The organism is Mycolicibacterium pyrenivorans, assembly GCF_025821625.1.
In the GTDB taxonomy this organism is placed as follows: Bacteria; Actinomycetota; Actinomycetes; order Mycobacteriales; family Mycobacteriaceae; genus Mycobacterium; species Mycobacterium pyrenivorans.
Genome location: NZ_JACKSH010000266.1, coordinates 1 through 1,623 on the forward strand (window position 1 = coordinate 1; position 1,623 = coordinate 1,623).

General features: G+C 65.8%; 1 protein-coding gene and 1 pseudogene. Both read right to left on the bottom strand.

Features of this window, described 5'->3' with window-relative positions; all coding sequences use genetic code 11:
- Positions 1-112 precede the first annotated feature (112 nt).
- On the bottom strand, positions 113-1,291 hold the full coding sequence (locus H7I57_RS29370) for an acyl-CoA dehydrogenase family protein (RefSeq protein ID WP_372510489.1): 1,179 nt from the start codon (positions 1,289-1,291) through the stop codon (positions 113-115).
- A gap of 107 nt (positions 1,292-1,398) precedes the next feature.
- Positions 1,399-1,623: pseudogene (locus H7I57_RS29375) on the bottom strand (amidohydrolase family protein); the annotation flags it as partial.

Consider the following 1,623-nt stretch of genomic DNA (forward strand, 5'->3'; position numbering starts at 1 on the left):
CGGCCCGGGCCAGCGCAGCCGCCACCGCGGCGCCGATCCCGCCCCCTGCGCCCGCCCCCGTGACCATCGCCGCGCGCCCGGTGAGGTCGAACAGTGTCCTCTGCGGGGCCATCTAGTAACTCCTGGGCAGGCCGAGGACGTGCTCGCCGAGGAAGTTGAGGATCATCTCCTGGCTGACGGGGGCGATCTTCATCAGCCGCGACTCCCGGAAGTACCGCGACACGTGGTACTCCTCGGAATACCCCATGCCGCCGTGCAGTTGCAGCGCCCGATCGGCAGCGCCGAAACCCGCATCCGCGCACAGGTACTTCGCCGTATTCGCCTCTCGCCCACAGGGTTTGCCGTTGTCGTACAGCCAGGTCGCCTTGCGCAGCACCAGTTCGGCGGCGTCGAGGCGGGCGAGTGAGTCCGCCAACGGGAACTGCAGGCCCTGGTTCATGCCGATCGGGCGGTTGAAGACGACGCGCTCGTTGCCGTACTTCACCGCCTTCTCCAGCGCGACCCGGCCGATGCCCAATGCCTCGGCGGCGATGAGCATCCGCTCGGGGTTCAGCCCGTCGAGGATGTACTTGAAGCCCTTGCCCTCCTCGCCCACCCGATCCTCGATCGGCACGATCAGGTCGTCGATGAACAACTCGTTCGAGCTGACGGCGTTGCGGCCCATCTTCTTGATCGGGCGGATGTCGACGTGGTCGCGATCGAGGTCGGTCAGGAACAGCGTCATGCCGTCGGTCTTCTTCGCGCCGCGCTTCTCCAGGTCATCGGGCGACTCGGTGCGGGTGAGCAGCAGAATCTTCTCGGACTCGAGCGCCTTGGAGATCCACACCTTTCGCCCGTTGATGCGGTACGTGTCCCCCTCCCGCTTGGCGAACGTCGTGATGCGCGAGGTGTCCAGTCCCGCACCGGGTTCGGTGACGCCGAAGCACACGTGAAGGTCGCCGTTGACGATCCGCGGCAGGGTGGCGGCCTTGAGCTCGTCGGAGCCGTGTTTGACGACCGGCTGCATGCCGAAGATCGACAGGTGGATGGCGCTGGCGCCGTTCATCGCCGCCCCGGAGCGCGAGATCTCCTCCAGCAGCAGCGTCGCCTCGGTGATGCCCAGACCGTGGCCGCCGTACTCCTCGGGGATGGTCATCCCGAGCCAGCCGCCCTTGGCGATGGCGTCGTAGAACTCGCGCGGGAACTCGTGCGCCAGGTCCTTTTCCATCCAGTACTGGTCGTCGAACTTCCCCGCCAGCTCAGCGACGGACTTGCGGATCAACTCCTGATCCTCGGTCAGCTCGAAACTCATGCCCTCCGGCATAACTGCCTCTCTCTGATCCTCGACCGCCGGAATTGCATTCCAGCAGGCGCCCACTCGACGTTTCGCTGCTGGAATGCAATTCCGGCGAAAGTTGCTCAGTCCTTGTTGCCGGTCAACTGCTTGGCCTTGGCGGCGAAGTCCGCGAGGTTGGCCCCGCCGTGGTCGTGCTTGCTCAGCGCCTGGATGGTCACGTCGTGGCCTTCGGCGGCCTTGCGCAGCGCCCCGACGGTGGCCTGGTCCTTGGGGATGTGGGTGAACGGGTCCCAGTGATACCAGCGCATCGCGTTCTCGTAGGTCATCTTGTTGATCTCGACATCGGG